At 74.7% G+C, this 23094-nt stretch carries 16 protein-coding genes; 7 read left to right on the top strand and 9 right to left on the bottom strand.

The features are described from left to right. Positions 1 to 20 precede the first annotated feature (20 nt). The 5 genes from ACH436_RS19910 to ACH436_RS19890 form a co-directional block, all read right to left on the bottom strand. Positions 21 to 1121: a uroporphyrinogen-III synthase gene (locus tag ACH436_RS19910; protein ID WP_430561981.1), complete on the bottom strand. Its 1101-nt coding sequence runs from the start codon at positions 1119 to 1121 to the stop codon at positions 21 to 23. 40 nt (positions 1122 to 1161) lie between these two features. Continuing rightward, the gene (gene cobA / locus ACH436_RS19905) at positions 1162 to 1971 is read right to left on the bottom strand and encodes a uroporphyrinogen-III C-methyltransferase (protein ID WP_430561936.1); all 810 of its coding nucleotides are present in this window, start codon (positions 1969 to 1971) and stop codon (positions 1162 to 1164) included. Further along, positions 1968 to 2378 carry a nitrite reductase small subunit NirD gene (gene nirD, locus ACH436_RS19900; protein ID WP_430561935.1) on the bottom strand — a complete coding sequence of 137 codons (411 nt, stop codon included), beginning with the start codon at positions 2376 to 2378 and terminating at the stop codon, positions 1968 to 1970. The genes cobA and nirD overlap by 4 nt, the downstream gene beginning before the upstream one ends. Further along, on the bottom strand, positions 2375 to 5083 hold the full coding sequence (gene nirB, locus ACH436_RS19895) for a nitrite reductase large subunit NirB (RefSeq protein WP_430561934.1): 2709 nt from the start codon (positions 5081 to 5083) through the stop codon (positions 2375 to 2377). The genes nirD and nirB overlap by 4 nt, the downstream gene beginning before the upstream one ends. A gap of 103 nt (positions 5084 to 5186) precedes the next feature. Next, entirely contained in the window at positions 5187 to 5657 is a 471-nt protein-coding gene (locus tag ACH436_RS19890; protein WP_430561933.1) for an AAA family ATPase, read from the bottom strand. 25 nt (positions 5658 to 5682) lie between these two features. Between ACH436_RS19890 and ACH436_RS19885 the strand changes: the two genes are divergently transcribed. Beyond that, complete coding sequence (locus tag ACH436_RS19885; RefSeq protein WP_430561932.1) at positions 5683 to 6426, top strand: class I SAM-dependent methyltransferase; 744 nt, start codon at positions 5683 to 5685, stop codon at positions 6424 to 6426. Positions 6427 to 6514: 88 nt separating this feature from the next. Here ACH436_RS19885 and ACH436_RS19880 read toward each other — a convergent pair whose 3' ends face one another. The 4 genes from ACH436_RS19880 to ACH436_RS19865 form a co-directional block, all read right to left on the bottom strand. Then, a complete protein-coding gene (locus ACH436_RS19880; protein WP_430561931.1) occupies positions 6515 to 7999 on the bottom strand; it encodes a DUF222 domain-containing protein in 1485 nt (494 codons plus the stop codon). Positions 8000 to 8121: 122 nt separating this feature from the next. After that, entirely contained in the window at positions 8122 to 9804 is a 1683-nt protein-coding gene (locus ACH436_RS19875; protein ID WP_430561930.1) for an FAD-dependent oxidoreductase, read from the bottom strand. Continuing rightward, complete coding sequence (locus ACH436_RS19870; protein WP_430561980.1) at positions 9801 to 12008, bottom strand: molybdopterin oxidoreductase family protein; 2208 nt, start codon at positions 12006 to 12008, stop codon at positions 9801 to 9803. Before ACH436_RS19870 ends, ACH436_RS19875 begins: the two co-directional genes overlap by 4 nt. Positions 12009 to 12106: 98 nt before the next feature. Continuing rightward, positions 12107 to 13456 (bottom strand): MFS transporter, encoded by a 1350-nt coding sequence (locus ACH436_RS19865; protein WP_430561929.1) that lies wholly within the window; start codon positions 13454 to 13456, stop codon positions 12107 to 12109. 252 nt (positions 13457 to 13708) lie between these two features. Here ACH436_RS19865 and ACH436_RS19860 point away from each other — a divergent pair, with 252 nt between their 5' ends. The 6 genes from ACH436_RS19860 to ACH436_RS19835 form a co-directional block, all read left to right on the top strand. Then, positions 13709 to 17554: a nitrate reductase subunit alpha gene (locus ACH436_RS19860; protein WP_430561928.1), complete on the top strand. Its 3846-nt coding sequence runs from the start codon at positions 13709 to 13711 to the stop codon at positions 17552 to 17554. Continuing rightward, positions 17551 to 19302, top strand: a complete 1752-nt coding sequence (gene narH / locus ACH436_RS19855) for a nitrate reductase subunit beta (protein ID WP_430561927.1) — start codon at positions 17551 to 17553, stop codon at positions 19300 to 19302. The genes ACH436_RS19860 and narH overlap by 4 nt, the downstream gene beginning before the upstream one ends. Then, complete coding sequence (gene narJ, locus ACH436_RS19850) at positions 19299 to 20033, top strand: nitrate reductase molybdenum cofactor assembly chaperone (protein WP_430561926.1); 735 nt, start codon at positions 19299 to 19301, stop codon at positions 20031 to 20033. Before narH ends, narJ begins: the two co-directional genes overlap by 4 nt. Continuing rightward, positions 20024 to 20782, top strand: a complete 759-nt coding sequence (gene narI / locus ACH436_RS19845) for a respiratory nitrate reductase subunit gamma (protein ID WP_430561925.1) — start codon at positions 20024 to 20026, stop codon at positions 20780 to 20782. The genes narJ and narI overlap by 10 nt, the downstream gene beginning before the upstream one ends. A gap of 43 nt (positions 20783 to 20825) precedes the next feature. Continuing rightward, positions 20826 to 22055, top strand: a complete 1230-nt coding sequence (locus tag ACH436_RS19840; protein WP_430561924.1) for a nitrate/nitrite transporter — start codon at positions 20826 to 20828, stop codon at positions 22053 to 22055. Positions 22056 to 22152: 97 nt separating this feature from the next. Further along, on the top strand, positions 22153 to 23094 hold a 942-nt coding region (locus ACH436_RS19835; protein WP_430561923.1), incomplete at its 3' end, for a molybdopterin-binding protein.

Genomic DNA, 23094 nt, shown 5'->3' with positions numbered 1-23094 from the left:
CCATCGGACGCGCTCAGCGTCTATGACGAGTGCGCGAGCTCCACGCGGTAGCCGCGCTTGACCACGGTCTTGATCAGGTCGCGGCGGCCGGTCGCGTCGCGCAGGCGCGCGACGGCGACCTCGACGGCGTGCGGGTCCCGGGAGGAGCCGGGCAGCACGTCGAGCACGCGGTCGCGCGCCACGACGTCGCCGCCCGCGGACGCGAGCAGCCGCAGCACCTCGACGCCCGTGGGCGACAGGGGCAGCACCTGCTGGTCCAGGACGGCGACGCGGGCGCGGATGACGAGCGGCCCGGCGACGGTGGCGAGGGCCACGGACTCCAGGTGCTCGTAGTGCCCCACGATCGAGCGCACCAGCGCTCCGAGCCGGCCGCGCTCGGGCTGCAGCGTCGGGATGCCCCGCGACTCCAGGGGCCGCGCGGTGACCGGCCCGACGGCGGCGGCGACCATCGATCCGTCCGCGAAGCGCGCCACGACCTCGTCACGCTGCCCCTGGGCCTCGACGGCGCGCAGCCACGCCTCGGCGCCGGGCGCGGACGTGAAGGCGACGGCGTCGATCTCCCCCGCCGCGGCGGCGCGCACCGAGGACTCGACCGCGGCCGGGTCGGGTGGCGGGCCCCAGCGGTAGACGACGAGCGCGGAGACGCGGCCGCCCGCCTTCTCGAAGACCGCGTCGAGCCCGTCGGCCCCGGCGCCGTGGTGCTGGATGGCGACGTGCAGGCCGCTCACGCCCTCGCTGAGGAGCACCTCGGCGACCTCGGCCGACGTCTCCGACTCCGCGACCCAGTCGGCCTGCAGCCCCGCGGCCTGGATGGCGCCGCGCGCCTTCGGGCCGCGCGCGACGATCCGCGAGCGGCCCAGGACGGCGAGCAGGTCGTCGGCGAGCCCGTGCGCGTCGGCCGCCTCGATCCAGGCGCGGAAGCCGACGCCGGTGGTCGCGACGACGACGTCCGGCGGGTCGGCGACGAGGGCACGCGTCGCGGCGATCAGGGCGTCGTCGTCCACGTGCGGGATCATGCTCAGCGCCGGCGCGTGCCGCACGGCGGCACCCCGGCGCTCCAGCGCGGCGGCCAGCTCCCCCGACCGGCGGTCGGCGGTCACCAGCACCGTGCAGCCGGCCATCACCTGGCCCAGCGACGGCCGGGCCCTGCGCCCGGCAGCATCATCCACCGGCCCGCCCTGCGGCTCCTCCTGCGTCACCCACGACCTCCAGCAGCTGCTCGTCCGCCACGTCGCCGATCACGACCACGGCCGGCGCGCGGACCCCGACCTCCTCGGCACGCTTGGCGGCCAGGTCGAGGGCGACGCGCGTGACCCGCTGGTCGGGCAGCGAACCTCGCTCCACGATAGCGACGGGGGTGCCCGGCGCCGCGCCCGCGTCCAGCAGGCGGGCCACGATCCCCGGCAGCGCGGCCACGCCCATGAGCACGACGAGCGTCGCCGCGCGGGAGGTCACGCACGCGACGGAGACGTCGTCGAGCACGTCCGCCCCGTCGCCGAGGACACCCTCCCGCGTGTGCCCCGTGACGACGTGGAACGCCGTCGTCGTTCCCCGGTGCGTGAGCGGGACCCCGGCCAGCGCGGGCGCCGCGAGCGCGGACGACACCCCGGGCACGACGTCGACAGGCACCCCCGCCGCGCGACAGGCCGCGACCTCCTCCCCGCCGCGACCGAACACGAACGGGTCGCCGCCCTTGAGCCGCACCACCCGCTGACCGGCGAGGGCGCGGGCCACGATCAGGGCGTCGATCTCCCCCTGCGGCAGGGTGTGCCGCCCGGGCGTCTTGCCCACGTCGACGACCTCGACCCGGGGGTCCAGGTCGTCGAGCACCTCGCGCGGCACGAGGCGGTCGGTGACGACGACGTCGGCGGTGGTCAGGGCGCGCCAGGCCCGGTAGGTGAGCAGGTCCGCGGCGCCCGGCCCCGCCCCCACGAGGGTGACGCGACCGGTCGCGCCACCGGGCGTCGTCATCCGATCCCCACGTGCACGACGCCGTCCGTGACGGACACCGGGTAGGACGCGAGGTCGGCGGCCAGCCCGGCGCGCGGCTCCTTGCCCGCGGAGTCGAGGCAGCGGCCCGTGTGCAGCTCGAAGACCTGCTTGTACACCGGCGAGGCCACGGTGGGCGTGCCGCCGCGGGTGCCGACGATGCCGCGCGACATGACGTGCGCGCCCGAGTACGGGTCGAGCTGCTGCACCGCGCAGACCGTGCCGTCGAGCAGGCGGAACAGCGCCACCTGCAGCTCCTCGCCGTCGGAGCCGGTGACCAGGGCGGCGGCGCCGCGCTCCGGGGCCAGGGCGCCCAGCGGGCAGACGGCGGTCCAGCCGGGGCCATCCACGAGGGCGGTGCCGGTCGGGCTCGGGGTCAGGGCGGTCATGCGCGCACCTCCAGGGTGGGGCCGGCGACGAGGACGGGGCTGGTGAGGGCGGAGACGAGCTCGGGGACGGCGCTGCCGGAGGCGATCTCCTGCGCCGTCGCGGGCCGCTTCTGCCCGCGCTCGGGGACGTACGCGAGCGTCGGGTCGGGGGTGGTCGGGGCGTTGACGAACGAGCCGAAGCGGGCCAGCTTCTCCGGGTCCTCCAGGACGGCCTTCCACTCGTCCTCGTACCCCTCGACGTGCTGGGCCATCGCGGCGTCGAGGTCGGCGGCGATGCCGAGCGAGTCCTCGATCACCACCTGGCGGATCGCCTCGAGCCCGCCCTCGTACTCCTCCACCCAGGGGGCGGTGCGCTGCAGCCGGTCGGCGGTGCGGATGTACAGCATGAGGAACCGGTCGATCGTGCGCAGCAGCTCCGCGGACGTGAGGTCCTCCGCGAGCAGCTGGGCGTGCTTCGGCGTCTGGCCGCCGTTGCCGCCCACGTAGACGTTCCACCCCTTGTCCGTGGCGATGACGCCGACGTCCTTGCCGCGCGCCTCGGCGCACTCGCGGGCGCAGCCGGAGACGCCGAGCTTGAGCTTGTGGGGCGAGCGCAGGCCGCGGTAGCGCAGCTCCAGCTCGACGGCCATGCCCACGGAGTCCTGCACGCCGTACCGGCACCAGGTGGACCCGACGCACGACTTCACCGTGCGCAGCGACTTGCCGTACGCGTGCCCCGACTCGAAGCCGGCGTCCACGAGCCGCCGCCAGATCTCCGGGAGCTGCTCGACGCGGGCGCCGAACATGTCGATCCGCTGGCCGCCGGTGATCTTCGTGTAGAGGCCGAAGTCCTTGGCGACCTGCCCGACGACGATGAGCCCCTCGGGCGTCACCTCGCCGCCCGGCATGCGCGGCACCACCGAGTAGGTGCCGTCCTTCTGCATGTTGGCGAGCATGTGGTCGTTGGTGTCCTGCAGCGTGGCCTGCTCGCCCGCGAGGATGTGCCCGTTGCCGAGGCTGGCCAGGATCGACGCCACGGTCGGCCTGCAGATGTCGCAGCCGCGGCCGGCGTCGCTCGCGCCGTCGGGCACCCGCCCGAAGCGGGCGATGATCTCGCTGAACGTGTGCAGGTCGGCCACGCGCACGGCGTCGAAGAGCTGGGCGCGGGAGAGCTCGAAGTGCTCGCACAGGGCGTTGCTGACCTCGACGCCGGCCTTGGTGAGCTCTGCCTTGGTGAGCTTCGTGACCAGCGGCAGGCACGCGCCGCAGGTCGTGCCGGCGCGGGTGCAGGCCTTGACGCCCGCGACGTCGGTGCACGCGTGTCCCTCGAACGACCCGTTCACGGCGCCGCGGATCGTGCCCGCGGAGACGTTGTTGCAGGAGCACACCTGGGCGTCGTCGGGCAGCTCGAGGGCGGGGGTTCCGCCGGAACCCTCGGGCAGCAGGAACGCGCTGGGGTCGCCGGGAAGCTCGGCGCCGAGCATCGGCCGCAGCGACGCGTACGGTGTCGCGTCGCCGACGAAGACGCCGCCCAGCAGGGTGCGCGCGTCGTCGGCCATCACCAGCTTGCTGTAGATGCCGCGCAGCGGGTCGGCCCACACGATCTCGACCGACTTCTCGGTGCGCCCGTGGGCGTCGCCGAAGCTCGCGACGTCGACCCCGGACAGCTTGAGCTTGGTGGCCGTGTCCGCCCCGGGGAACGTCGCCTCGCCGCCCAGCAGCCGGTCGGCCACGACCTCCGCCATCGTGTTGCCGGGGGCCACCAGGCCGAGGCAGCGGCCCTCGATGCACGCGACCTCGCCGATCGCCCACACATGCTCGTCGGCGGTGCGGCAGGAGAGGTCGACGACGGCGCCACCGCGCGCGCCGACCTCCAGGCCCGCCGCACGGGCGAGCTCGTCGCGGGGCCGCACGCCGGTGGCCATCACGACGACGTCCACGTCGAGCCGCCCGCCGTCGGCGAAGTCCATCCGGCCCACGTGCCCCGTGCGGCGGTGCGGCCGGATCGCCTTCGTCGCCGTGTCGGTGCGGACCGAGATGCCCTTGTCGTTGATGAGCCGCTTCAGCGCGTGCCCGCCGCCCAGGTCGATCTGCACGTCCATGAGGTGCGTGCCGAACTGGATCACCGTGGCCTGCGCGCCGAGCGCCTTGAGCGCGCCCGCGGCCTCCAGCCCCAGCAGGCCGCCGCCGACGACGGCGCCCCGCACCGGCCGCTCGACGACGCCGCCGCGCGTCTCGACGCGGCCCGCCTCGCGCTTGGCCTCGACCCAGCCGCGCAGGGCGGCGACGTCGTCGATCGTGCGGTAGACGAAGACGCCGGGCAGGTCGTTGCCGTCGATGGGCGGCATGGCCGCGCTGGACCCCGTGGCGAGCACCAGCTCGTCGTAGGCGTGCACCCGGCCGAGGCGGTCGGTGACCGTGCGCGCCGTGCGGTCGATCGACGCCACGGCGCAGTCGCGGTGCAGCTCGACCAGCGGGTCGTCCCACAGCGCCGGGTCGCCCAGCGTGAGCTCCTCGGCGTCGCGCACCTCGAAGTAGCGGGTGAGGCCCACGCGGTCGTACGGCTTGCGCGGCTCCTCGGCGAAGACGGTCACCCGCCACGCGCCGGCGTCGTCCCGGGCCCGCAGGGCCTCGACGAACCGCTGGGCGACCATGCCGCCGCCCACGACGACGACGTGCCGCGGGTCCGGCCGGGAGCTGGGGTGCGTGCCCTGCGTCTCGTTCATGGCCCTGACGCTAGGAAACCGCCGTGTCGCGGCCGTCAGGCCGGGGTTACCTCACGGGAACATCTGCCTCACGCGCGAAACATGGCGCGCGAGAGGAGCACGGTCACCAGCCCCGGACCACCTGCAGCGGCCCCTCGTCCGGAGTCGGGACCTCGAAGCCGTCGTGGAAGGCGGCGGCCGTCTCCGGTGCCAGGACGACGTCGTGCGGGTGGGCGGCGGTGCGCGCGGCCACGCGGGCGAGGGCGACGTCGCGGGGCGTCTCCACGTAGACGACGAGGGTGTCCGCGCCGTGCGTCGCGCCGAGCGCCCGGTACTCGTCCCTCGACGCGCGCGACCAGAACGACGAGTCGACGGCGACGTCGCGGCCCTCGGCGAGGAGCGTCTCGACCCGGGACCGCAGGGCGTCCGCCACCCGGCGTGCCGCGTCGTCCGGCAGCGGGTGCACCGCGGGGTGCCCGGCGGCCCACGCGATCTCGTCGACAGAGGCGACCGCAAAACCGTCGGCCGCGTAGCGGCGGGCGTGCGCGGACTTGCCCGCCCCGGCGGGGCCGCACAGCAGGACGAGGCTCGGCACGGTCGTGACGCTACCCTCGCTGTCCATGCCGACGACGGAGCCGACGACACAGCCGACGACGCGGCTCGACCCGCGCACGACGACGAACCCGGTGGTGCGCGCCGTCGGCCGCTGGCTCGGCCGGATCAACGGCAGGTACCCGTGGAACCACAACGACCACTTCCACGGCTGGATCCTGCGCCGGCTGCCGCGCCGCAGACGCCGCGCGCTCGACGTGGGCTGCGGCCTCGGCACCCTCGTCGGCCGCCTGCGGGCCGCGGGCGCCACGGTGGTGGGCCTCGACGTGGACGAGCCCATGGTCGAGGCCACCCGCGCCCGGTTCGCCGACGACCCCGGTGTCACCGCCCGCCACGGCCGGTTCGAGGACGTCCCCGCCGACGGCTCGTTCGACGTCGTGACGATGGTCGCGTCGCTGCACCACATGGACCTCGAGCCCACGCTGCGGCACGCCGCCGGTGTCCTGGCGCCCGGGGGGCGGCTGCTGGTCGTCGGACTGGCCCGGATCGGCGCGCCGCGCGACCTCGCTGTCGACCTGGTCTCGTCCTTCACCAACCCCGTCGTCGGCATGGTCAAGCACGCGCGCCGGGGACGGACGGGGCCCGACGCCGCGCGGGACGCGGACCACGGCCCGGTCGTTCCCCTGCGCGACTCGCGCGAGACGTACGGCGAGGTGCGCGACACCGCCCGGCGCGTGCTGCCGGGCGCCCGGTTCCGCCAGCGTCTGTTCTTCCGTTACACGCTCGAGTGGACCCGACCGGCGGAGGCGTAGCGCGACGGCGGCCATGCGCGGGCAGCTCAGGGCCGCCCTCGGGGTGCCGTACGACCTGAACGTCTGACACGCCGCCGGCCGCCGTCTGTCAGAACGGCGGATCGCCGTCGTCGTGGGGGCTGACCGGTGTGCTGACGGGTGCCGGACCGAGCGGGGGTGCGGCCTCAGGGGGCAGAACGCGGGCCAGGTGCTCAGCCTCGGTGGCCCAGGTGTCGAGCTGGGTCAGGGTGTGGTCGGCGGTGCCGGGACGAGTGAGATAGGTGCGGCCGCGGGGTGAGGTCCAGGCCAGGACGCCGGCGTCGAGCTGTTCGACCTGCCACCGGGACTCGTGCTTGAGGGTGTGGTGCTTGCGGCACACGTGGGCCAGGTTGGCGGCGTCGGTGGCGCCGCCGTCGGCCCACGCGGTGGTGTGGTCGACGTCGCAGCGGCGCGCGGGCACGCGGCAGCCGGGGAACCGGCACGTCACGTCACGCTGGGTGAGGAAGGCGCGCAGGTCCGCAGGCACGACGTAGCTGCGCCGGTCCACGGTGAGCATCGCCCCCGTCACCGGGTCGGTCACCACGCGCCGCAGCGTCGGGGCGCGCGCGACGAGGTGGCGTGCCGTCTCCGCGTCGATCGGGGTCGCGCCGTCCAGCTGGCCTGAGCCCTCGCCCGCACCGGTCACAGTGCTGACCGGCACGGTCACGTGCACCACCGGCCGGACGATGCGGGCCAGGACGGCCAACGGATCAGGTGGCACGTCGGGTGGCGGCTCTGGGTTGACTGATGGTGCGCGCCGAGGATCTGGGTCCCGGCCCGACGGGTCACCTTGGTCGCCCGGGTGGTGCGAGCTGCTCATGGCGTCGCCGTCCAGCAGGAGGGCGGTCAACGTGGCGGCGCGCAGCTGCCCCACACCGCGGGGATCGCCGGAGCCCTTCGCTCGCGTGGCGGTCCGGGTGAGGCGGTCGTGCACGGCGCGGGCGACCGGGGTGGGCAGGTGCGCGGTCAGCCAGGACATCCCGTCGGCGCCGTCGTCGACCCAGACATCGGCCTTCAACGCGGCGGCCTCCTGGCGGACCTCCGCCGGCACGGGGTGCAGCCGGTCGCGCGCCGCCCGGGCCAGCGCCCCGAACCGTGCCGCCGTCAAGGTCTCCGCCCGGCCCAGCACCGCCCGCTCGACCTGCGCGGCCACCGCGGGCGGCAGGTCCGCGACCACGTCCGCGAGCTTGGCCGCATGCCGGTAGGAGATCGACCCCGAGCACAACGCATCCAGCGTCGCCGTCGCCTTCGAGGCCAGCACCCCGGCGTCCGCGAGCCACCCCTGCGCGACATGCTCGCTCACCCCGAGCGCACACGAGACCTCCGCGACCAGGGCCCGGTGCGCGACCGAACCCCGCCGCTCCGCCGTCGCCGACTCGACCCGTCCGACCGTGACGTCCAGCATCGACTCCGGCGCCGCCGTCGCCACCTCGAGTACCTCGGCCAACGCGACCGTCCGCCGTCCCGCCGCCGCGTTCGCCGCGACCTGCTCGTCCGCCGCCCGATCCAGCGCAGCGTCCAGCCGCGAGGCTGCGGTGGACTGGCGCGACGTCATGACCCCAGCCTAGCGAGATTCGAACACCTGTTCTAGGGTTTCGGAAAGCCTGTGGACAACGCGCTGTCAGGTCGCCGGTGTACCTCGCAGAACGCACAGGCGTCGTCGCTCACGCGGGACCCCTACGAGGCGTGGGCGGACGTCGTCATCGCCCCGGGCACCGCCTCCCCCGCCGTCCGCGCGCCGGCCAGCCAGTCCACCAGGCCGCACACGGCCTCCGTGCAGCTGCCGCAGCCGGTGGTGGCGCGGGTCGCGCGGGCGACGTCGTCCTTGGACGTCGCGCCGTCCGCCACGCAGGCCGCGATGTCGTGCTTGGTGACGCCGTTGCAGCGGCAGACGGTGGCGTCGTCGGGCATGTGCTCGGGGCTGGACGCCGGCTCCGCGGCGGGCATGACGGGCGTGAGCAGCAGGAACGCCGGGTCCGCCGGGACGGGGGTGCGGCGGGTGTAGGCCGCCGTCAGGTCGGCGGCCACGCGGGCGTCACCCACGCAGGTGGCGCCCACCAGGACGCCGTCCGCCACGACGGCCTCGACATAGCGGCCCGCCACAGGGTCGCCCAGGCGCACGGCCCGCTCGCCCGGCACCGGGACCCGGCCGGAGCCGCTACGGCCCATCGCGACCACGCTCAGCGGCCCGGCCTTGACCTTGACCACGTCGGTACCCCGGGCGTCGACGGCCCCGTCGCCCGCCCCCGGCGCCCGCGAGGACAGCAGGGTGCCGAGGCGCACCGCCATCGACGGCGCCGTGCCGTCGCCCGGCAGCCGCAGGTGCTCGCGCGGCCCCGACGACTCCTCCGCGGCCGGCCGCGGCCGCGCCGCGAGCGCCACGAGGTGCTCGGCGAGCCTCCGCGCCTGGTCCCAGCCCTCGGCCACCAGCCCGCGTGAGCCCTCCGGCGGCTGGGCGCAGTCCCCGACGGCGAACACCCGGCCGTCCGAGACCGACGCCAGATCCGGCCCCACCACGACGCCCCGCTCGACGGCGAGCCCGGCCCGGCGGGCCAAGGACGTCTCCGGCTCCGTGCCGCAGGCGAGCACGACCAGGCTCGCGCCGAGCGACTCCCCCGGCTCGGTCGTGGCGCCGTCGAGCCGCACCCCGACGGCCCGGCCGCCGACGACGAGCACCTCCTGCGGCCGCACCCGCGTGCGCACGCTCACGCCCGCCGCCTCCAGGCCCGCGCGCAGCACGGCACCCGCCTCGTCGTCGAGCTGCCGGTCCATCGGGGCGCCCGCCCCGTGCACGAGCGTGGTGGGCAGCCCCCTCCCGGCGAGCCCGAGCGCCACCTCCACCCCCAGCACCCCGCCGCCGACTACTACCGCGCGCGGGGTGTTCACCGTGGCGGCGACGACCTCGCGCGCGTCGTCGAGCGTCCGCAGAGCGTGCACCCCGGCCGGCAGGGACGCCGGGTCGTCACCCAGGCCGGGCACGTCCGGGAGGCGCGCGGCGGCACCGGTGGCGAGGACCAGGTGGTCGTAGGGATGGCGGGTGCCGTCGTCGGCCAGCACCACGCGGGCGTCCCGTTCGACGCTCACCGCGGCCGTGCCCCGCAGGACGCGCGTGCGGCCGTCGTCGACCATGGGCATGCCGATCGCCGCCACGTCCGTGCGCCCGGCGACGACGTCCGACAGCAGCACGCGGTTGTACGGCTCGTAGGGCTCGGCGCCGAGCACGGTGACGTCGAGCGCGCCGTCGGCGTCGCGCCGGGAGAGCTCGTCGGCGAGGCGCGCGCCCACCATGCCGTGACCGATGACGACCACCCGGTGCGGTACGCGCAGGCCACGCTGCGGGTCGAGCTGCGGGTCGCTCATGCGGGGACCTCCACGGTCTCGACGTGCTGCGCCGCCGCGGCGACGGCGGGGTCGGCCGGCGTCACGGACACGGCGCAGACCTTGAACTCGGGCATGGCGGAGACCGGGTCGACGGCGTCGGTGGTGAGGCGGTTGACGCTGCCCGCGCCGCTCCAGTGGAAGGGCATGAAGACGGTGTCCGGGCGGACGGCGTCCGTCCAGCGGGCCGTCGCCTCGACGACGCCGCGCGCCGAGGTCAGACGGGCGCGTCCGCCGTCCGGCACGCCGACCCGCAGGCCCAGCAGCGGGTGCAGCTCCACGTACGGCTCGGGCACCAGCCGCTCCAGCTCCGGCACGCGGTGCGTCTGCGCGCCGGACTGGTAGTGCTGGAGCACCCGGCCGGTGACCAGGTACGTCGGGGCGTCGGGGCGCACGTCGTCGGACGGGCCGGCGTGGTCGACCGCGACCATCCGCGCCCGGCCGTCCGGCGTCGCGAACCGCTCGAGGAACACGCGCGGCGTCCCGGGGTGCTCCCCCCGCGAGTTGTCAGGGCCTGCGGAGGGTATAGCCCGCGCTCGTCCTGACAGGTCGGCGGGGGTGGCGGGGCAGGGCCAGTACAGACCGGCGCCGTCGGCGGCCTCGTGCGCGTCGAGGCGGGCGTGGCTGAGCCCGGAGTAGTCGGCGACGCCGCCGGCCGACGCGCGCGCCAGCTCGTCGAACACGACGGCGGGGTCGGTCGGGAAGGCGACGTCCGACCCGAGCCGTCGCGCCAGCTCGGCGAGGATCCACAGCTCGGACCGGGCGTCGCCGGGCGGGTCGACGGCGCGGCGCCGGCGGATGACCCGCCCCTCGAGGTTGGTCATCGTGCCCTCCTCCTCCGCCCACTGGGTGGTGGGCAGCACGACGTCGGCGAGCAGCGCCGTCTCGGACGGCACGACGTCGCACACGACGAGCAGGTCGAGCGCGGCCAGGCGCCCGCGCACCCGGTCGGCGTTCGGCGCGGACACGACGACGTTCGAGCCGTGCACCAGCAGCGCCCGCGGCCCGCCGGGCGCACCGAGCGAGGTCAGCAGCTCGACGGCGGGCACGCCCGGCCCGGGCAGCGTGGCCGGGTCCACGCCCCACACCCCGGCGACGTGCGCGCGAGCCGCCGGGTCGTCGATCTTGCGGTATCCGGGCAGCTGGTCGCACTTCTGTCCGTGCTCCCGCCCGCCCTGGCCATTGCCCTGTCCGGTCAGGCAGCCGTACCCCGACCCCACCCGGCCCACGAGCCCGAGCGCGAGGGCCAGGTCGATCGCCGCCGTCACCGTGGCGGTGCCCTGCGCCGACTGCTCGACGCCGCGCCCGGTGAGCACGTAGGCCCCGCGGCCCCCGCGCGACGGCGCCGCCGCGGCCAGCAGGCGCGCCACCCGGCGCAGCTCCTCCGCGGGCACGCCGCACACCGTCTCCGCCCGCTCCGGCCACCAGGCGGCGGCCGACCGGGCGACGTCGTCGAACCCCGTCGTCCGCGCCTCCAGGTACTCGCGGTCCACGAGCCGCTCGGCCACCAGCACGTGCAGCAGCGCCAGCAGCACCACCAGGTCCGTCCCCGGCACAGGCTGCAGGTGCACCCCCTCGCCCGGCCCGGCGAGGCGGGCGGTGGCGGACCGGCGCGGGTCGACGACGACGAGGCCGCCCGCCGCCCGTGCGCCCGCCAGGTGCTGCACGAACGGCGGCATCGTCTCGGCCACGTTGGAGCCCAGCAGCAGGATCGCGTCCGCCCCGGCCAGGTCCGTCACCGGGAACGGCAGCCCGCGGTCCAGGCCGAACGCCCGGTTCCCCGCGGCGGCGGCCGAGGACATGCAGAACCGGCCGTTGTAGTCGATGAACGGCGTGCGCAGCACGGTCCGGGCGAACTTGCCGAGGGCGTACGCCTTCTCGTTCGTCAGCCCGCCCCCGCCGAACACCGCCACCGCCTGCGGTCCGTGCTCCGCGGCCAGCCCCGTGAGCCGGGCGGCCACGAGGTCGAGCGCGTCGTCCCACGACGCCGGCGCGAGCGCGCCGTCGGCCCCGCGCACCAGCGGCGTCGTGAGCCGGTCGGGCGCTCGCAGCACGGTCGCGCTGGTCCAGCCCTTCTGGCACAGCCCGCCGCCGTTGGTGGGGAACTGCCGCGGCGTCACCGCCACGGGCAGCGCCGCCCGGCCCTCCGGTGCGGGGCCCGCGGGCCCGGTCGGTGCGAGGTCCATGCCGCACTGCAGCGCGCAGTAGGGGCAGTGGGTCGCGACCTTGTCAGACGCAGGGACCACCCCGGTGCGCTGCACGTCTGACAACTCGTGGGTCGACGTCATACGCGGGCCGTCCGCATGGCCGTGCCACGCCGGGCGTACACCGCCCACGTGACCACGGCCATCACGGCGTACGCCCCGACGAACACCCACAGGGCGGCGACCAGCGACCCGGTCATCGACGTCGAGATCGCGAAGCCGCGCGGCACGAGGAAGCCGCCGAGCGCGCCGACGGCGCCGGCGATGCCGATGCAGCCCGCGGCGGAGCGGGCTGTCGCCGCGGCGTCGCGCCCCTTCCCGGCGACCCGGAACGCCGCGGGGATCATCCGGTACACCGACCCGTTGCCGACACCGGTGGCCACGAAGAGGATCAGGAACGACGTGAAGAAGAGGCCGAAGCTGTGGCTCCCGAGCGCGGAGATCGCTCCCACCGCCCCGGCGATCATCACGGCGTAGCAGCCGACGGTGACGACGGCGCCGCCGACGCGGTCGGCGAGGATCCCGCCGAGCGGCCGAGCGACCGACCCGACCAGCGCCCCGAGGAACGCCAGCGAGAGGCTCACCTCGGGGAACTGGCCGGCCAGGAGCGTGGGGAACGCGCCGGAGAACCCGATGAACGACCCGAACGTGCCGATGTACAGGAACGAGATGACCCACGTGTGCGGCTCGCGCACCGCCACGGCGAACGACCGCGGGTCGGCCTTCGCGGCGGACAGGTTGTCCATGAACCGCCACGCGAGGACGGCCGCGAGCACGATGAAGGGCACGAAGACGAGGCTCGCGCGCTCCAGCGCCACGCCGGCGCCCGTGACGATCACCAGCGGCACGACGAGCTGCACGACGGCGGTGCCCAGGTTGCCGCCCGCGGCGTTCCACCCGAGGGCCGCACCCTTCTCCCGCTCGGGGAAGAAGAAGGAGATGTTCGCCATCGAGGAGGCGAAGTTGCCGCCGCCGAAGCCCGCGAGCGCCGCGACGGCCAGCAGCGCGCCGAAGGACGTCTCCGGCCGCTGCACGACGAACGCCAGCGCCAGCGTGGGGATCAGGAGCAGCGACGCCGAGACCACCGTCCACGTCCGGCCGCCGAACACCGGCACCGCGAGCGTGTACGGGATGCGCAGGGTGGCGCCGACCAACGACGGGACCGCGATGAGCCAGAACATCTGGTCGGTGGTGAGCGTGAACCCGGCGGCGGGCAGCTGCGGCACGACGATCGACCAGAGCGCCCACACGCAGAAGCCGAGGAACTCGGCGAACACGGACAGCGCCAGGTTTCGCCGTGCGACGCGACGGCCGCCGGCGGCCCAGAACGCCGGGTCCTCGGGGCGCCAGTCGTCGATCCAGCGACCGGCGCGGGCGTGCGTGCCGGGGGGTGCGGCCGCCGGGGCGGGGGCAGCGGTCGGAGCAACCATCGGTGTCCTCCTGTGCGCGGGCCCGACGAGGCGGGCGGTGGGTGAGTACCGCCGGCGCGTCGTCGGGCCGGTACCCCGACGCTAGGAAGGAGGTGTTTCGCTGCGGGTCGTCGAGGCGTGAAATGCGCGTGAGCACGAACGCACAGCCGGCCCGGGGCGCCTGTGAGCAGGCGGTTTCGACATGCGCTGTCGCAGGTCCGGACCCATGATGCGAAGCAGTGACTCTACGGTCCCCCAGCCCCAGGAGCGCGCATGTCGACCACCCGCCCACCCGTGACGTCCCACCCGGGGGCGGCTCCGCCGACCGGGGCGGCCGACGCCCTCCTGAGGCTCGGCAGCCACCTGCGCCGGGGTGAGGTGTCGGACGACCTGCGCCAGCTGTTCCTCAAGGGCGGGCGCGAGGGCGACGTCTTCTACCGGGACCGCTGGTCGCACGACAAGGTGGTGCGCTCCACGCACGGCGTGAACTGCACCGGGTCGTGCTCGTGGAAGGTGTACGTCAAGGACGGCATCATCACGTGGGAGACCCAGCAGACGGACTACCCGTCGGTGGGGCCGGACTCCCCCGAGTACGAGCCGCGCGGGTGCCCCCGCGGCGCCGCGTTCTCCTGGTACACGTACTCGCCCACGCGGGTGCGCTACCCGTACGTGCGCGGCGTCCTGCTGCGCGCGTACCGGGAGGCGAAGGCCGCGGTGGGCGGCGACCCGGTGCTCGCGTGGGAGCGGCTGACCTCCGACCCCGAGACGGCCCGGGCGTACAAGGGCGCGCGCGGCAAGGGCGGGCTGGTGCGGGCGACGTGGGACGAGGCGGCGGAGATCGTCGCGGCGGCGCACGTGCACACGATCAAGGCGCACGGGCCGGACCGGGTCGCGGGCTTCTCCCCGATCCCCGCGATGTCGATGGTGTCGCACGGGGTCGGGGCACGGTTCGTGCAGATGCTGGGCGGCACGATGCTGTCGTTCTACGACTGGTACGCGGACCTGCCGGTCGCCTCACCGCAGGTGTTCGGCGACCAGACGGACGTGCCGGAGTCCGCGGACTGGTGGAACTCCTCCTACCTGATCATGTGGGGCTCGAACATCCCGGTGACCCGCACCCCGGACGCGCACTTCATGGCGGAGGCCCGCTACCGCGGCACCAAGGTGGTCTCGGTCTCCCCGGACTACGCGGACAACACGAAGTTCGCCGACCAGTGGCTCGCGCCGCAGCCGGGCACCGACGGCGCCCTCGCGATGGCGATGGGGCACGTGATCCTGCGCGAGTTCCTCGTCGAGAAGCGCACCGCGCCGTTCGTCGACTACCTCAAGAGGTACGCGGACGCGCCGTTCCTGGTGCGGCTGGACGAGCGTGCCACGGAGTCGGGCGAGACCGCGTACGTGCCGGGCAAGTTCCTCACCGCCGCGGACGTGGACGACGCCGTCCTGCCGGGCGCGCAGGCGACGGCGAACCCGAGCTTCCGGACGCTGCTGCTGGGCGCGGACGGCGCCGTCGTGGCGCCGAACGGCACCCTCGCCGACCGGTACGGCGAGGCGGGCGAGGGGAAGTGGAACCTCGACCTGGGCGACGTCGACCCGGTGCTGTCGGTGGCGGACGCCCCGGGCGGCCCGGAGGGTTCCGCGGCGGTCCTGCTGCCCCGATTCGACGTCGTCCCCGACTCGGACGACGGCGCGCAGCAGGCGCACCTCGGCGGCAAGGGGGTGCTGACGCGCGGCGTGCCGACCCGCCGCGTGGGCGGGCACCTGGTGACGACGGTGTTCGACCTGCTGCTGGCGCAGTACGGCGTCGAGCGCACGGCTCGGGACATCGGCCTGGACCTGCCGGGCGAGTGGCCCACCGGCTACGACGACGCGACGGCCCCCGGCACGCCCGCCTGGCAGGAGGAGATCACCGGCGTGCGCGCCGCGGACGCCGCGCAGATCGGTCGCGAGTTCGCGCAGAACGCGCAGGACTCGGGCGGCCGGTCGATGATCATCATGGGCGCGGGCGCGAACCACTGGTTCCACTCGGACACGATCTACCGCGCGTTCCTCACGCTCACCACGATCACGGGCTGCCAGGGCGTCAACGGCGGCGGCTGGGCGCACTACGTCGGTCAGGAGAAGTGCCGCCCGATCACCGGCTGGGCGCAGTACGCCGGCGGCCTGGACTGGGTGCGCCCGCCCCGGCAGATGATCGGCACGGGCTGGTTCTACCTCGCCACCGACCAGTGGCGGTACGACGGGATGCCGGCCGACGCGCTCGCCTCCCCGCTCGCGCCGGGGGTCCTCAAGGGCCGCACGACGGCGGACTCCCTGGTCGAGTCGGCACAGCGCGGCTGGATGCCGAGCTACCCCACGTTCGACCGCAACCCGCTGGACCTCGTGGACGAGGCCCGCGCGGCGGGCAAGGAGCCCGAGCAGCACGTCGTCGACGAGCTCAAGGCCGGGACGCTCAAGTTCGCCTGCGAGGACCCCGACGACCCGGCGAACTTCCCCCGCGTGCTGACGATCTGGCGGGCCAACATCCTCGGCTCCTCCGGCAAGGGCAACGAGTACTTCCTCAAGCACCTGCTCGGCACGGACGCCTCCGTGCTCGCCGACGAGGCGCCGGAGGGCCGCCGTCCCGCGTCGATGACCTGGCACGACGAGGCGCCGCGCGGCAAGCTCGACCTGCTCGTCACGATGGACTTCCGCATGACCAGCACGACGCTGTTCTCGGACGTCGTGCTCCCGGCGGCCACCTGGTACGAGAAGCACGACCTGTCGAGCACGGACATGCACCCGTTCGTGCACTCGTTCAACCCGGCGATCAACCCGCCGTGGCAGACGAGGACCGACTTCGACACGTTCCACATGCTGGCACGGCTGGTCTCCCAGCTGTCCGAGGAGCACCTGGGCGTGCGCGAGGACCTGGTCGCCACGCCGCTGCTGCACGACTCCCCCGACGAGCTCGCGGTGCCGCACGGCACGCTCACCGACGCGGGCGCGCCGGTCACCGAGCGCGAGCTGGTGCCCGGCGTGACGATGCCGCGCCTGCAGGTGGTGCGGCGCGACTACCCGGCGTTCGCCGCGCGGATGGCCGCGCTCGGGCCGCTCACGGACTCCAAGGGCATGGCCACCAAGGGCGTGGCGTTCATGCCGGACGAGGAGGTGCGCAAGCTCGGGCAGGTCAACGGCCTGGTGACGTCCGGCCCCGCGGCCGGCCGCCCGCGCCTGGACCGCGACACCCACGCGTGCGAGACGATCCTGGCCCTGTCGGGCACCACCAACGGCCGCCTCGCGGTGCAGGGCTTCGAGCACCTGGAGAAGCGCACCGGGCAGCGGCTGGCGGACCTGGCCGCCGACGACCAGGCCAAGCGCGTCACCTTCCCGGACGTGCAGTCCCGGCCGACGACGGTGATCACCTCCCCGGAGTGGTCCGGGTCGGAGCACGGCGGGCGCCGGTACACGGCGTTCGCGGTGAACGTGGAACGGCTCAAGCCCTGGCACACGCTCACCGGCCGCCAGCACTTCTACCTCGACCACGACTGGATGATCGAGCTGGGCGAGCAGCTGCCGGTGTACCGGCCGCCCCTGGACCTGCACCGCCTGTTCGGCGACTCGCCCCGGCCGGGCGCCTTCGACGACGGGAGCCCCGACGGCAGCGGCACCGGGCACGCCGCCGTCGCCGTGCGCTACCTGACACCGCACTCCAAGTGGTCCATCCACTCGGAGTACCAGGACAACCTGTTCATGCTGTCGCTGTCGCGCGGCGGCCCGAACATCTGGATGAGCCCCGCGGACGCCGCGAAGATCGGCGTGGCCGACAACGAGTGGATCGAGGCGGTGAACCGCAACGGCGTCGTCGTCGCCCGCGCCGTCGTCTCCCACCGCATGCCCGAGGGCACGGTGTACATGCACCACGCCACGGACCGCACGGTGGACGTGCCGCTCGCCGAGACGTCCGGCCGCCGCGGCGGCATCCACAACTCCCTGACCCGGATCCTGCTCAAACCGACGCACCTCGCGGGCGGGTACGGGCAGCTCACCTACGCGTTCAACTACCTCGGCCCCACCGGCAACCAGCGGGACGAGGTCACGGTCATCCGGCGTCGCAGCCAGGAGGTGCGGTACTCGTGAAGGTCATGGCGCAGATGTCGATGGTGATGAACCTCGACAAGTGCATCGGTTGCCACACGTGCTCGGTGACGTGCAAGCAGGCGTGGACGAATCGCACCGGTACGGAGTACGTCTGGTTCAACAACGTCGAGACCCGCCCCGGCCTCGGCTACCCCCGCACCTACGAGGACCAGGACACCTGGCAGGGCGGCTGGGTGCGCACCAAGCGGGGCAAGCTCAAGCTCCGCGCCGGCGGGCGGGCCAAGAAGCTCGCGTCGATCTTCGCGAACCCCAAGCTCCCGTCGATCCACGACTACTACGAGCCGTGGACGTACGAGTACGACATGCTGCTCAGCGCCCCGCAGGGCGAGCACACCCCGGTGGCGAAGCCGAAGTCGCTGCTCACCGGCGACGACATGAGCATCCAGTGGTCGGCGAACTGGGACGACGACCTCGGCGGGTCCACCGCGACGATGCAGGACGACCCGATCCTCAAGCACATGAGCGAGCACGTGGCCGAGGAGCTCGAGCAGACGTTCATGTTCTACCTGCCGCGCATCTGCGAGCACTGCCTCAACCCGTCGTGCGTCGCCTCCTGCCCGTCGGGCGCGATGTACAAGCGGGTCGAGGACGGCATCGTGCTCGTGGACCAGGACCAGTGCCGCGGCTGGCGCATGTGCGTCACCGGCTGCCCGTACAAGAAGGTCTACTTCAACCACAAGACCGGCAAGGCCGAGAAGTGCACGCTGTGCTACCCCCGCCTCGAGGTGGGCCTGCCCACCGTGTGCTCCGAGACGTGCGTCGGCCGCCTGCGCTACCTCGGCCTCGTCCTGTACGACGCGGACAAGGTCGGCGCGGCCGCAGCCACCGAGGACGAGCACGACCTGCTCGCCGCGCAGCGGTCGGTGTTCCTGGACCCGCACGACCCCGAGGTGGTCGCCGCGGCCCGCCGCGAGGGCATCCCCGACGACTGGGTCGAGGCCGCCCAGCGCTCCCCGATCTGGAAGCTCATCTCGGAGTACGAGGTCGCGCTCCCCCTGCACCCGGAGTACCGGACGCTGCCCATGGTCTGGTACATCCCGCCGCTGTCCCCCGTCGTCGACGTCGTGGCCAGCTCCGGCAACGACGGCGAGGACGGGCGCACCCTGTTCGCCGCCATCTCGCAGCTGCGCATCCCGCTGGAGTACCTCGCCGGGCTGTTCACCGCGGGCGACACCGGCCCCGTCGAGCGGGTGCTGCGCCGGCTCGCCGCGATGCGGTCGGGCATGCGGGAGGTGAACCTGGGCCGCGAGTTCCCTGAGGAGCACGCCGCGGCCGTCGGCATGACCGGCGACCAGGTGCAGGAGATGTACCGCCTGCTGGCGATCGCGAAGTACGAGGAGCGGTACGTCATCCCCACCGCGCACACCGAGGTGGCGCGCGAGCTGGAGGAGATGGCCTGCTCGCTCGACTTCGAGGGCGGGCCCGGCATGGGCGGCCAGGGCATGACCGGCGCCGGGCCGTTCGGCTCGTCGTCGGGCCGGCCCACCCCCGTCGCGGTGGAGAACTTCCACGTGCTCGCCGCGCGGCAGACGGCCGACTCACCGCACACGCCGTCCACGCCCAGCCGCGTCAACCTGCTCAACTGGGACGGCCGCGGCCGCCCGTCGGGCCTCTTCCCGCCGGACGACGCCGGCGGCCAGGACGCGGGCGACCCGGGCACCCTGCCCGGCGGGCGCCAGGACGCGACGAACGAGGAGCCCGGCGGCTTCGACGGGAGCGCGCGATGAGCCGCCTGGCGTTCCTGCCGCGGCCCGGCGTCCGCGCCAAGAGCCTCGACCCGCTCGCGCCGGTGCCGCTGGGCGACGGCGACCGCGCCGTCGCGCACATGGCCGCGTCCGTGCTGCTCGGCTACCCCGACGACGCGGTCCTCGCCGCGGTGCCGACCGTGCGCGACGCCGTCGCGCACCTGCCCGCGCCGGTCCGGGACCGCCTCGACGGGCTCGCCGCCGCCCTGCTCGACGGCGACCCCGGCGCGCTGCAGGCCCAGTACGTCGCGACGTTCGACCTCAAGCGCCGCTGCGCCATGTACCTGTCGTACTACGCCGCGGGCGACACCCGGAAGCGGGGCGCCGCGCTGGTGCGCTTCGTCGAGGCGTACCGCGCCGCCGGGTTCGAGACGACCGGCGACGAGCTGCCCGACTACCTGCCGACCGTCCTGGAGCTGTCCGCCCGCGGCGGGCCCGACGGCGCCCGGATCGCCGGAGCGCTGCTCGCGGCCCACCGTGACGGGATCGAGGTGCTGCGCTCGGCCCTCGCCGCGCAACGCTCGCCCTGGACCGCGGCGGTCGAGGCCGTGACCCTCACCCTCCCGCCCGTCGACGCGGCCACCGCCGAGCGCGTCGCCGACCTCGTGGCCGCAGGGCCGCCCGCGGAGCTGGTGGGGCTGAGCGGGTACGGAGACCCGGGCACCGCGGGCGCCGGGTACGCGAACGAGGGGAAGGACCTGCCATGGGCCTGACGGACGCCTCCGCCGACAAGATCATCCTCTGGGTCGTGCTCCCCTACGTGACCTTCGCCGTCCTGGTCGTGGGATCGATCTGGCGGTACCGGTACGACAAGTTCGGCTGGACGACCCGGTCCAGCGAGCTCTACGAGAAGCGCCTGCTGCGCTGGGGCTCGCCGCTGTTCCACTTCGGGCTGCTGTTCGTGGTGCTCGGCCACTTCCTGGGGCTCGTGATCCCGAACACCTGGACCGAGGCCGTGGGCGTCAGCGAGGGGTTCTACCACTTCATCGCCACGTCGATGGGGTCGCTCGCGGCCCTCGTCGCGGTCGCGGGGCTGCTCATCCTCATCTACCGGCGCCGCTCGACCGGGCCGGTGTTCCTCGCGACCACCCGCATGGACAAGACGATGTACGTGTTCCTCGCCGCGTCCCTGCTCTCGGGCGCCTGGGCGACCGTGCAGACGCAGATCCTCGCGGGCGGGCACGGGTACGACTACCGGGAGACGATCTCGCCCTGGTTCCGCTCGCTCTGGTACCTCCAGCCGCAGCCCGCGCTCATGGAGGGCGTGCCCGCCGCGTTCCAGGTGCACGTCGTGGCGGCGATGCTGCTCTTCGCGCTGTGGCCCTTCACCCGCCTGGTGCACGCGTTCTCCGCCCCCGTGCAGTACCCGTTCCGGCCCTACGTGGTCTACCGCTCCCGCGAGGCGTCGGTGTCGTCGCGGGCGCCGCGGCCCGGGTGGGACCCGACGACGCCGCCCCGCTGACCACGCTGACACCGCTGACCACCCGTACGACTGGAGGATCGCCATGACCTCGGCACCGACGCCCGGACCGGCCGACGCCACGGCCGCACCGACCGTGCAGGGCAACGCGACGCAGCTCGCCCTCGCGACGGCCGGGTTCGCGATCTGCTTCTGGGCCTGGGCCCTGCTGGGCCCGCTGGGCAACAGCTACGGGCAGCTGTACCACCTGTCCGACTTCGAGGTCTCCGTGCTGGTGGCCGTCCCGGTGATCGTCGGGTCCCTCGGCCGCATCCCGATCGGCGCGCTCACCGACCGGTTCGGCGCCAAGGTGATGTTCCCGCTGTGCAGCGCGCTGACGATCATCCCCGTGCTGTTCATCGGCTTCGTCGCGACCAGCCTGCCGTGGCTGCTGATCGGCGGGTTCTTCCTCGGTCTGGGTGGCACGACCTTCGCCATCGGCGTCCCCTTCGTCAACAACTGGTACCCGCCGGCCCGTCGCGGCACCGCGATCGGCATCTTCGGCGCGGGCATGGGCGGCACGGCCATCGCGTCGTTCTCCACGGTGCCCATCCGCGACGCGTGGGGCGACGGCGCCCCGTTCATCATCGTGGCGGTGTTCCTCGCGGTGTTCGCCCTGGTCTCGCGTGCCCTGCTGAAGGACTCCCCGGCCTGGTCGCCCGGCACCGGCGGCGGCATGTGGGCGCGCACCTGGGCCACCCTGAAGATCCCCGCCACGCTGCAGCTGTCCTGGCTGTACGCGATCGGCTTCGGCGGCTTCGTCGCGTTCTCCGTGTACCTGCCGACCTTCCTGCAGAACGCGTACGACCTCAGCGCCAGCGACGCGTCGTTCCGCACCGCCGGCTTCGTCGTGCTCGCGGTGGTCTGCCGGCCGATCGGCGGCACGCTGTCGGACAAGATCGGCGGCGTGCCCGTGTCGATCGCGTGCTTCGCGGTGGTGACGGTGTTCGCGGCGGTCATCATCTTCCAGCCCGCGCTCATCCCGGGCGCCACGATCGCGTTCCTCGGGATGGCCGCGGCCCTCGGGGCGTCGTCGGGCGCGACGTTCGCCCTGGTGGCGAAGATGGCGCCGCCCGACAAGGTCGGCGGCGTGACGGGCGTCGTCGGCGCTGCGGGCGGCCTGGGCGGCTTCATCCCGCCGCTGATCATGGGCGCCGTGTACGGCGCACGGGGCGACTACGGCATCGGGTTCGGCCTGCTCGCCCTCACGGCGCTGCTCACCCTGCTGTTCACGCTCGGCCCGGTGCGCAGGCGCGTGCGGGCGAACGCCGGATGACAGCGGTCCCCGGTTCCCGCGCCCCCTCACCCCGTGCCCCGGCCGGCCGTGAGGTCCGCGCCGCACGTGCGACACGTCGTCGGCCTAGCGTGGCCCCATGAGCACGCCCCGCAGCACCCCGCGCACGACGGCGCGCACCACGGCCGAGCACGTGGACGCCGTGCTGGCCCGGGTCGCGCCGCTGCCGGTGCAGGAGGTGCCGCTGGCCGCGCTGGCCCTCGAGGGCCCCGGCCGCGTGCTCGGCGCCGACGTGCACGCCGCCGCGCTCGTGCCGCCGTTCGACGCCGCCGCGATGGACGGCTACGCCGTGCGCCGCGCCGACCTGCCCGCCGACGGCTCGTCGGTGACCCTGCCCGTCGTCGGCGACCTCCGCCCCGGCGCACCCCCCGACCGCTGTGAGCGCGATTTCGGGGACAATTCCAGGGTCGATTCCCCCCGAAATCGCGCTCACAACCCCGCCGCGGTGCGGATCATGACCGGAGCCCCGGTGCCCGGCTGGGCGGACGCCGTCGTGCCGGTGGAGCGCACGTCGACGGGCCGGTTCGTCGCGGGCGGCCCGACGACGGAGCGCGAGGTCACCCTGGCGCGCCAGGACCGGGCCCACGTGCGGCACCGCGGCGAGGACGTGCGGCCCGGCGACCTGCTCGGCCGGGAGGGCGACGCCGTCACCCCGGCGCTCGTCGCCGTCGCGGCCTCGGCCGGGCTGACGGCGCTGCCGGTGCGCCGCCGCCCGCGCGTCGCCGTGCTGTCGACCGGGTCCGAGCTGGTGCCCGCCGGCCGGCCCAGCCACGACGGCGCGGCCGGCGAGGGACGGATCCCGGACTCCAACTCGCTGCTGCTCGCCGCCCTCGCCCGTGCCGCCGGGGCCGACGTCGTGCGCGTCGGCGCCGTCCCCGACGACGCCGACGCCCTCCGCGCCGCCCTCGACCATGTTGTGGGGGGGGGGTTGGGGGGGGGGGGGGGGCGGGGTGCCCCCCCAAAACCGCCCCCCCCCCGGGGGGGGGGGGGGGGGGGCGCCCGGGGGGGGCGCAGGGGGGGC

The organism is Isoptericola sp. NPDC019693, assembly GCF_044389085.1.
Taxonomy (GTDB): Bacteria; Actinomycetota; Actinomycetes; order Actinomycetales; family Cellulomonadaceae; genus Isoptericola.
This window is presented reverse-complemented; position numbering and strand designations above follow the sequence as displayed.

What these genes read in the sequence shown, in the direction of transcription:
- ACH436_RS19910 (WP_430561981.1), bottom strand. Translation starts at nt 1,121, where the DNA reads ATGGCCGGCTGCACGGTGCTGGTGACCGCCGACCGCCGGTCGGGGGAG.
- cobA (WP_430561936.1), bottom strand. Translation starts at nt 1,971, where the DNA reads ATGACGACGCCCGGTGGCGCGACCGGTCGCGTCACCCTCGTGGGGGCG.
- nirD (WP_430561935.1), bottom strand. Translation starts at nt 2,378, where the DNA reads ATGACCGCCCTGACCCCGAGCCCGACCGGCACCGCCCTCGTGGATGGC.
- nirB (WP_430561934.1), bottom strand. Translation starts at nt 5,083, where the DNA reads ATGAACGAGACGCAGGGCACGCACCCCAGCTCCCGGCCGGACCCGCGG.
- ACH436_RS19885 (WP_430561932.1), top strand. Translation starts at nt 5,683, where the DNA reads ATGCCGACGACGGAGCCGACGACACAGCCGACGACGCGGCTCGACCCG.
- ACH436_RS19880 (WP_430561931.1), bottom strand. Translation starts at nt 7,999, where the DNA reads ATGACGTCGCGCCAGTCCACCGCAGCCTCGCGGCTGGACGCTGCGCTG.
- ACH436_RS19875 (WP_430561930.1), bottom strand. Translation starts at nt 9,804, where the DNA reads ATGAGCGACCCGCAGCTCGACCCGCAGCGTGGCCTGCGCGTACCGCAC.
- ACH436_RS19870 (WP_430561980.1), bottom strand. Translation starts at nt 12,008, where the DNA reads ATGGACCTCGCACCGACCGGGCCCGCGGGCCCCGCACCGGAGGGCCGG.
- ACH436_RS19865 (WP_430561929.1), bottom strand. Translation starts at nt 13,456, where the DNA reads ATGGTTGCTCCGACCGCTGCCCCCGCCCCGGCGGCCGCACCCCCCGGC.
- ACH436_RS19860 (WP_430561928.1), top strand. Translation starts at nt 13,709, where the DNA reads ATGTCGACCACCCGCCCACCCGTGACGTCCCACCCGGGGGCGGCTCCG.
- narJ (WP_430561926.1), top strand. Translation starts at nt 19,299, where the DNA reads ATGAGCCGCCTGGCGTTCCTGCCGCGGCCCGGCGTCCGCGCCAAGAGC.
- narI (WP_430561925.1), top strand. Translation starts at nt 20,024, where the DNA reads ATGGGCCTGACGGACGCCTCCGCCGACAAGATCATCCTCTGGGTCGTG.
- ACH436_RS19840 (WP_430561924.1), top strand. Translation starts at nt 20,826, where the DNA reads ATGACCTCGGCACCGACGCCCGGACCGGCCGACGCCACGGCCGCACCG.